This window comes from Acinetobacter kyonggiensis, assembly GCF_900107285.1.
GTDB classification, from domain to species: Bacteria; Pseudomonadota; Gammaproteobacteria; order Pseudomonadales; family Moraxellaceae; genus Acinetobacter; species Acinetobacter kyonggiensis.
The window spans coordinates 1-8543 of record NZ_FNPK01000048.1 but is presented as its reverse complement, the minus strand read 5'-3'; the positions used below and the strand labels follow the sequence as shown (position 1 = coordinate 8543).

Sequence of the window (8543 nt, the reverse complement as noted above, 5' to 3'; positions counted from 1 at the left end):
AGATTTTGTCACATACGGTCTGCGTCGTTATGAATAAAAAATGTGGTTATTCGCCGATTCAATTTGAAAAGCTTATTTAAAGTTGAGATTGGCGTAGAAGTATGGAATCTGTTTAAATATTGTTGATAATTTAAATTTTTATATTGTATATCTTAAGCAATAAAAATATTATGTCGGCGTTGTATAAATAAATATAAAATCTAGTTGGAGTTAATATGATGCCAGACATTAGTAATTTATCTGTTGAAGAGTTAAAACATTTACAGGTTGAAGCGGAAGCATTAATTGCTTCTAAAAAAGATCAAGCGATTGAAGATGCTTATCAGCAAATTTTAGCCATTGCAGATAAAGTTGGTTTGACGATTGAGCAGCTTTTAGAGTTTGGTGCAACTAAACGCAAGAAAAGTACACGTAAGTCTGTCGAGCCACGTTATCGTAGCAAACAGAATCCTGTTGATACTTGGACGGGTCGTGGTAAACAACCGCGTTGGTTGGTTGCTGAATTAGAAAATGGTGCAAAATTGGAAGACTTTCTGATCTAATTGCAAAATTCATAAGAATGTCATCCAAGCGGATTAGACTGAAAAAACCAAGCATTTATGCTTGGTTTTTTTATATCTTAGAATTGGCGTTGTGGAAAAAGTATGCATAATGTGTGTAGAAAGATAATATAGTGGCTCAAGGAAGAATAATTGATATGTTGGTCGTGCTGGGATGATAAAAAAACCCAAATATATGGCGTGGTGGATCTTTGCTATCCTGGTCTTTTTTATTTTTGTATTACTCCAAATACCAGCGGCTTGGCTCATTTCAAAATTTTATAAAAACAACCAAGTCTTGCAAAATGTAAGTGGTAATATTTGGCAAGGACAAGCAGATTGGCATCAAGGTAATTTACGAGGATCGTTGAGTTGGAAAACACGACCATTGGATCTGTTTTTGTTGCGTTTAGGGGCGCAGCTAGAAGTCCATAGTGGGCATACACAATTGGATGGTGTGGTCGGTTATGGTTTTGGCAAAAAAATAACAATTCATGATTTGAATGGACAAATTGCACCTGAAACTTTGAAAAATATGGTGGATTGGCAGTGGCCGACCAATACCATTCAACTGCAAAATATTGAATTTAATTTTAACAAACAGCAGGGCTTTACACAGGCTGACGGTCAGTTGCAATGGGCGGGTGGTGAGCTGATTTATAGTTATGCTCAACGTCAAGATCGAATGAATATACCGTCATTGAAAGGAAAGCTATCAGATGAAAACAATAAACTGATGTTTGATATTCGTGATCAGCGCGATCAAAAGCTGATGGCATTGGCTGTTGATCAAAACTTGATGTTGGATGTGCAATTGACGCAGCGTTTATTGATGAATATTCCTTCCTATGAAGGGAAAGCAGGTTTAGACACTTATGTCATTAGTTCGAGACAGCCTTTATTTAAAGGTGGTTTCTAATGAGTGAGTGGATTGAAAAAATTCAACAATTAAATTGGAAGCAGGCCGATCGGGCAGCTCCGATACTCTTACTTTTGCTTATTCTGTATTTGTGCTGGAAATTGGCGAGTATTTTTTGGTTGCTTGTCGCACCGCCTCAGGTGATGCAAGTCGAACGTATTCCCTTGGGTTCGCAACAAGCTCAAGTCCCGAATATTGCTTCATTTGCATTATTTCAAGAAGTGGGCGCAACAGCGGCTGCCGATGAAAGCATCAATCTGGTCTTGCAAGGTGTGATGGTGGGTTACCCGAGTCAGTTTTCCTCTGCGGTGATTAAGATGAATGAAGTGGCAGATCGCTATCGGGTGGGGGAAAACATTGCCAATACCTCTTACCAACTTGCGCAAGTGTATTGGGATCGAGTGCTGTTACGCCAAAATAATGGCACAACTCGAGAGTTAAAGTTCAAAGGTATTGAAAATGGTTTGGATCAATCGATTGTTCAGCCTGTAGAAAATCCATCATCTGCTCATAATCAAGCGACTCAAATGCAGCAGAGTCAGGAACAGAATGCATTAGGGCAAGCAGTACAAAAAATACAGCAAGATCGGGAACAATATTTAAAAGATATGGGGGTGAATGCCGCAGGTGAGGGCTATGAAGTGACTTCAAGAACACCTGCCGCATTACGCAGCAAACTGGGCTTACAACCCGGTGATCGGATTATGTCTTTAAATGGACAGGCTGTCGGTCAGGGGCAAAGTGATGCCCAGTTGTTGGAACAGGCTCGACGTGAAGGTCAAGTTAAAATAGAAATAAAGCGTGGTGATCAGGTGATGACCATACAACAGAGTTTTTAAGTGATGCATCGTCACATTATAGGATTAGGAAGCACGAAATTTTATGGCTTTATTTAATCATCATCGTCCAGTTTGGGCTTTATTCGCTGCTGCACCGCTTATGGCTATGGTGAGCACGGCAAGCTATGCACAAACATGGAAAATTAATTTGCGTGACGCTGATTTAACAGCATTTATTAATGAAGTTGCTGATATTACAGGGAAAAACTTTGCTGTTGATCCGCGTGTACGTGGCAATGTGACGGTCATTTCCAATAAGCCTTTAAATAAAGCTGAAGTATATGACTTATTTTTAGGGGTTTTGAATGTCAATGGTGTTGTGGCTGTTCCTTCAGGCAATACCATCAAACTTGTTCCCGATAGCAATGTGAAAGGCTCAGGTATTCCATACGATGCCAAACAACGTGCAACGGGTGATCAAATTGTCACTCGAGTCATTTGGCTTGAAAATACCAATCCCAACGATTTAATTCCAGCATTGCGTCCTTTAATGCCGCAGTTTGCACATATGTCTGCGGTGGCCGGTACCAATGCACTGATTGTTTCCGACCGTGCCAGTAATATTTATCAGATTGAAACGATCATTCGTAATTTGGATGGAACTGGGCAAAACGATATTGAGGCCGTCACGTTGCAATCGAGTCAGGCTGAAGAAATGATCGGTTTACTTGAGTCAATGAGTTCCACAGGCGCAGCAAGAGACTTAAAAGGCTCCCGTATCCGAATTATTGCCGATACGCGAACTAATCGTATTGTGTTAAAAGGTGATACGGCAACGCGCAAGCGCATTCGTCAAATGATTGAAATGTTGGATGTGCCTACCGCAGATCGTTTGGGTGGCTTAAAAGTCTTCCGTTTAAAATATGCCAGTGCAAAAAATCTGGCTGAAATTTTACAAGGCTTAGTGACTGGTCAGGCGGTTGCCAGTTCATCAAATTCCAATACTTCATCGTCTTCGAACAATAATAATGCGACGAGCTATTCAGGCAGTAGTAGTTCGAATAGTTCAAGCGGCGGTTCATCCAGTATTGCCACGCCAAGCATTAATTTGGGGGGTGGATCGAACAGCAATAATCAAAATTCAATCACCAGTTTTAATGCCAATGGGGTCAGTATTATTGCGGACGATAGTCAAAATGCTTTGGTGGTGAAAGCAGATCCACAACTCATGCGAGAAATTGAATCGGCGATTCAGCAACTGGATATACGTCGTCAACAAGTCCTGATTGAAGCTGCGATTATTGAGGTCGAAGGCAGTGATGCCGATCAACTGGGTGTGCAGTGGGCATTGGGTGACTTAAATAGTGGTATTGGCTTAATCAATTTTAGCAATGTGGGCGCGAGTATAGCTCAGCTTGCAGCGGGTTATGTTACTGGTGGGGCAGCTGGTGCTGCATCCAAGTTAGGTACAGGAACGTCGCTGATTCTGGGTGATTATAAAGAAGGTGCTGATGGCTCACGTAAATTATACGGCGCACTCATTCAGGCATTAAAGAGTAAAACCAAGTCTAATTTACTCTCCACGCCTTCTATTGTAACGATGGACAATGAGGAAGCTTATATTGTTGTAGGGCAAAATGTGCCTTTTGTCACTGGATCAGTCAGTACGACGGGTGGTACAGCCAATCCTTATACATCAATTGAACGTAAAGATGTCGGGGTGACGCTTAAAGTCGTGCCGCATATTGGTGCCGATGGTACGGTGCGTTTAGAAGTGGAACAAGAAGTTTCAGCTGTGCAGCCAAAAGGCGAAGCTCAGGATTTAATTACCAGTAAACGTGCCATTAAAACCTCAATTTTAGCTGAACATGGTCAAACCATTGTATTGGGCGGTCTGATTTCAGATAACTCGATTTACAGTCGCCAGTCGGTGCCAGGGTTGGGTGCAATTCCTGGCATTGGTCGTTTATTCCGTGCCGATGCAAAATCCAATGAAAAACGTAATCTGTTGGTGTTTATCCATCCGACGATTGTGGGCGATAGCCAAGATGTGAATCGTTTGTCACAACAGCGCTATAGCCAATTATATAGCTTACAGTTAGCGATGGATCAGGATGGTACTTTTGCCAAGTTACCAGAAAATATTGATGATATTTACCAACAACGGCTTCCTGTGACGCCTTCAGCACCGAAAGTACCAGATTATCAAACTGTACCTTCGGCTGCTCAGCAGCAGTCTTCGAATGCTATTGTAACGACACCTGTTGCTATTGAACCGATGGTGCAAAGACAAGCTGTTCAGGCACCCAGTGCAATGGTTAAAAAAACCAAAAATACAGTGACTACAACCACGGTTCGATCAGGTTCTTAATAGCGTTTGTAAAGAATCGAAGATTTGTCGTGATATGATGAAAAAAATCGCAAAGAGAAGTGCATTTCATGACTTGGAAAATACAAGCAATTACCAGTGAATTGACAGGACAAGAAATTGGCATCGACCGTGATATGCTGGTCGGCCGTCATCAGAGCGCAGATATTGTATTGCAAGCTGCAGAAATTTCACGCAAGCATGCAGCGTTCTTGCTGAAAGACCAAGCTTTATGGGTGCAAGATTTAAACTCATCGAATGGTTCATTCGTGAATGATTTACGTATTGAACATGAAACCTTGTTGAAAGAAGGTGACATTGTACAATTTGCCAGTTTGAAATTTTCAGTACTCGCACCTGCACAAAAGAGTGCCGCTGTAACAATGGAGTCAACTGAGGTTGTGGCTGACCCTAAAGTTATGCAACCCGAAGTGATTCCTGCGACTGAGCAACCTTCAGAAGCAGTTGCTGTGTCTGAAACTGAAGCAGCTCACGTTGAAGAGGCATCTAAAACAGTGGCGCAGCAAATGAATGAGCAAGGGATGCCGAGCTTAACCGAGCGGGATCGCGAAGTTCAAGTCAGTCGAGATGGTATGCCACAACAGGTTGCTATACCCAAGCCGGCACCGATTCCACAAGGTGTCGATGTTCAGGCGCAGCCTGAACCGCAACCGATTGCAATAGAAGAGCCTATATCGCGGGTTGAACAAGTCAAAGAAGAGCAAAAAAATGCATCGATTGGCTTAATATCTATTATTGCATTGATTATTCTTGCAATCATTGCATGGTTATTCTTTAAATAAGCCGTGCCAAACAATAATGAAGGCATGCACTCGCATGCCTTCATTATTTGGGTTGATGTTTCTGTGTGAAATAAATGGAGAGGAATAAGATGTCGGTAGCACAATTGGCAAGTCGTGAGCTTATTTTATTTGACTTAGATGGCACTTTGGTGGATTCCGCATTCGATTTATATCGGGCCATGAATATGAGCCTAAATGCTTTGCAACTGCCTAGCGTGACTGAAACACAAGTGCGAACGTGGATTGGTAAGGGAACCGCACTGTTTTGTCACAGCACTTTGCAGTATTTAACTGGTCAGGTCGATCCTACTCAGCATCAGCAATTATTAGAGACTTTTTTAAATATTTATAATGCCGAACCCTGTGTCGATACCCAGCCTTTTAATGGGGTGATTGATTTTTTAGAATGGGGTTTAAGTCACAATAAGCAAATGGTCTGTGTCACCAATAAACCAGAACAACCTGCACGGATGATTGTTGAAAGCTTGGGCTTAACGCAGTATTTTGTTGATGTGATTGGTGGTGATCGTTTTGAGGAGCGTAAACCACACCCACGTCAGCTGCTCTTTTGTGTGGATCAATATGGGGTCACTGCGGCAGAAACATTAATGATTGGTGATTCAAGCAATGATGTAGAAGCAGCACGACGTGCAGGGGTTGATTGTATTGTGGTGAGCTATGGCTATAATCATGGTGAAGATATTCATGATTGCCAACCACAGCAAGTGGTCGATGATTTAACAGAATTGCTCGCGAAATAATTTAAAATAAGGATATTGGAATGAGAAATTGTATGGTTTTTCGATGGCGAGACTAAGTCAGATAACACGAAAACGAACTTAAATACGCCCATATCGAAAACATAGAGAATACTCATGACAACGCAAACTCAATTCGACCAGTTAGCATCTGCTGGCTATAACCTTATTCCTGTTTATCGTCAGCGCTTAGCGGATACTGAAACCCCACTTTCAGTTTTTGCACGTTTTAAAGATCATCAGCAAGCTTATTTGTTTGAATCGGTTGAGGGTGGGGAGAATTGGGCGCGCTATTCCATTATTGGCTTGGGTGAATCGACGGTTTTTTCTTGTAATGAAGGTGTGCTCACCATTCAACAGGCGGATGGTTCGCTTGAAACGCAAACATGCAGCGACCCATTCCAATATATTCGTGCTTTCCAAGCTCAATTTCATGTGCCTACGCAACAAGATTTACCTGCCTTACCAAGTTTTACTGGTGGGCTTGTGGGTTACTTTGGCTATGATGCGGTACGTTATATTGAGCCGCGTTTAACCAATGTTCCAGCAGCTGACCCCGTTGGATTGCCAGATATTTGGATGATGCTGTCTAAAACTGTGATTGTGTTTGACAACTTAAAAGACACTTTATTTTTAATTGTGCATGCGGATGTCAATGATCCAGAGGCTTATGCTAAAGCACAACAGCAACTCGATCAGTTGGAAGCATTGTTGGCAACACCGATTAGCCTGCAAGCCAAAAAGCATACTGCACCACATTTCGAGTCATTGACAGGTAAAGCCAAATATTTGGAATCGATTGAAACCGTCAAAGAATACATCCGTGCCGGTGACGTGATGCAAGTGGTTCCGGGGCATCGTATGGTTTCAGACTTTGATGGTGAGGCTTTACAGGTTTATCGTGCGCTGCGCCATTTAAATCCATCGCCTTATTTATTTTTGGTGCAAGGACAAACCTTAGACAACAAAAAACCCTTTCATATTGTTGGATCTTCTCCAGAGATTTTATCGCGTTTGGAGAATGGTATTGCAACGGTACGTCCATTGGCTGGAACGCGTCCACGCGGCAAGACCAAAGAAGAAGATTTGGCATTGGAAAAAGATTTGCTTTCCGATGAAAAAGAAATTGCAGAGCATTTAATGCTGATTGATTTGGGCCGAAATGATGTCGGTCGGGTATCAAAAATTGGCAAAGTGCAAGTCACAGATCAAATGGTGATCGAGCGTTATTCACATGTGATGCATATTGTGTCCAATGTGCAAGGTGAAGTTCGCGATGATGTCGATGCGCTTGATGTTTTTAAGGCGACATTTCCTGCGGGCACATTGTCTGGTGCACCCAAAATTCGTGCGATGGAAATTATTGATGAAGTTGAACCAGTAAAACGCGGAGTTTTTGGTGGTGCAGTGGGGTATTTGGGTTGGCATGGTGAAATGGATATGTCGATTGCCATTCGTACCTGTGTAATTCGTGAAAATAAGGTTTATGTTCAGGCAGGAGCGGGGCTGGTTGTCGATTCAAATCCTGAATCTGAATGGAATGAAACGCAAATAAAAGCGCGTGCAGTGATCAAAGCGGTTGAATTATCATCAAATGGTTTGATTTTATGAGTTTTTGAGGTTTTTTTTGAAAAAAACACTTGCAAGGATTCAGAGTTTTGCTAAACTGCACACCGTTCCGATACGAAACGTACGAAACACTAAGAAACGCCGGCATAGCTCAGTTGGTAGAGCAACTGACTTGTAATCAGTAGGTCCACAGTTCGAATCCGTGTGCCGGCACCATCTTAATGTTGAGAATGTAAGTAAAAAGAATAACACTGATAGTAAGTGTAAAATGGTGAGGTTCCCGAGCGGTCAAAGGGGGCGGACTGTAACTCCGCTACGAAAGTTTCGAAGGTTCGAATCCTTCCCTCACCACCAATTTTAAGACTTCAAAAAGTGGATGTGCCAACATCGTGCGGGAGTAGCTCAGTTGGTAGAGCGGCAGCCTTCCAAGCTGCATGTCGCGAGTTCGACCCTCGTCTCCCGCTCCATTGAAGCGAAAATTTGCTCTTATAGCTCAGTGGTAGAGCACTCCCTTGGTAAGGGAGAGGTCTCCAGTTCAAATCTGGATAAGAGCTCCAGATATACAGTTTAGTGACTTGTTCACACAGTTTTCCCAAAGCAGGCTTTTTAGTCTGCTTTTTAAGTATTAGGTGTCTAATTTTTTAGACGATAGGTCGATGCTGAGTTGTTTAAAACCGTGTTCGACGTAAACGAGGAAGATCATCATGGCTAAAGCTAAGTTTGAACGTAATAAGCCACACGTAAACGTGGGCACAATTGGTCACGTTGACCATGGTAAAACAACTTTAACTGCTGCGATTGCAACAAT

8 protein-coding genes and 4 tRNA genes are annotated in these 8543 nt (G+C 42.3%); all 12 read left to right on the top strand.

Annotated features, from left to right (window positions below):
* Positions 1-215: 215 nt before the first annotated feature.
* Entirely contained in the window at positions 216-542 is a 327-nt protein-coding gene (locus BLV99_RS17450; RefSeq protein ID WP_004650666.1) for an H-NS histone family protein, read from the top strand.
* 172 nt (positions 543-714) lie between these two features.
* The gene (gene gspN, locus BLV99_RS17445) at positions 715-1458 is read left to right on the top strand and encodes a type II secretion system protein N (protein ID WP_086184360.1); all 744 of its coding nucleotides are present in this window, start codon (positions 715-717) and stop codon (positions 1456-1458) included.
* Complete coding sequence (locus BLV99_RS17440) at positions 1458-2297, top strand: type II secretion system protein N (protein WP_092692943.1); 840 nt, start codon at positions 1458-1460, stop codon at positions 2295-2297. The genes gspN and BLV99_RS17440 overlap by 1 nt, the downstream gene beginning before the upstream one ends.
* A 43-nt stretch (positions 2298-2340) precedes the next feature.
* Positions 2341-4608: a type II secretion system secretin GspD gene (gene gspD, locus BLV99_RS17435; protein ID WP_092692941.1), complete on the top strand. Its 2268-nt coding sequence runs from the start codon at positions 2341-2343 to the stop codon at positions 4606-4608.
* A gap of 68 nt (positions 4609-4676) precedes the next feature.
* A complete protein-coding gene (locus tag BLV99_RS17430) occupies positions 4677-5408 on the top strand; it encodes an FHA domain-containing protein (protein ID WP_092692938.1) in 732 nt (243 codons plus the stop codon).
* A gap of 89 nt (positions 5409-5497) precedes the next feature.
* Positions 5498-6169, top strand: a complete 672-nt coding sequence (locus BLV99_RS17425; RefSeq protein ID WP_092692936.1) for a phosphoglycolate phosphatase — start codon at positions 5498-5500, stop codon at positions 6167-6169.
* Between the two features lie 114 nt (positions 6170-6283).
* Positions 6284-7777 (top strand): anthranilate synthase component I, encoded by a 1494-nt coding sequence (gene trpE / locus BLV99_RS17420; protein WP_092692934.1) that lies wholly within the window; start codon positions 6284-6286, stop codon positions 7775-7777.
* 98 nt (positions 7778-7875) lie between these two features.
* Positions 7876-7951 (top strand) — tRNA-Thr (locus BLV99_RS17415).
* Positions 7952-8005: 54 nt separating this feature from the next.
* Positions 8006-8089, top strand: a tRNA-Tyr gene (locus BLV99_RS17410).
* Between the two features lie 37 nt (positions 8090-8126).
* Positions 8127-8202, top strand: a tRNA-Gly gene (locus BLV99_RS17405).
* Between the two features lie 15 nt (positions 8203-8217).
* Positions 8218-8292 (top strand) — tRNA-Thr (locus BLV99_RS17400).
* 147 nt (positions 8293-8439) lie between these two features.
* Positions 8440-8543 (top strand): GTP-binding protein (locus BLV99_RS17395; RefSeq protein WP_022575158.1); only part of this gene is annotated, 104 nt, incomplete at its 3' end.